This is a genomic window from Aquabacterium sp. UBA2148, from assembly GCF_002328915.1.
GTDB classification, from domain to species: Bacteria; Pseudomonadota; Gammaproteobacteria; order Burkholderiales; family Burkholderiaceae_C; genus Aquabacterium; species Aquabacterium parvum.
Genome location: NZ_DCXA01000311.1, coordinates 25,831 through 26,078 on the forward strand (window position 1 = coordinate 25,831; position 248 = coordinate 26,078).

Below are 248 nucleotides of genomic sequence, written 5' to 3' on the forward strand. Positions count from 1 at the left end.
TCCGCCACGTCGGCGCGAGGCGCCGTCGAGGACAGGTCGGCCGCCAGCAGGCCCTGCAACAGCTCGGCATTGGACGCACGGCTGCCGTGCATCTTCCAGTTGCCAACAACCAGCTTCTTCATGGTGCTCACTGCTGCTGTTGTTGCTGTTGCTGCTCCTGGCCTTGCGACTCGGAACCAGCGTCCTGGGGAGCCTGCTCGGCGCGGGGAGCGCGGTCACGGCGCTCGCCACGGTCACCGCGGTCGCCA

1 pseudogene is annotated in these 248 nt (G+C 68.5%); it reads right to left on the reverse strand.

The annotated features are described in order from the left end of the window. A pseudogene (locus B2W70_RS18500) lies at positions 1-131 on the reverse strand (triose-phosphate isomerase); the annotation flags it as partial. Positions 132-248: the final 117 nt, after the last annotated feature.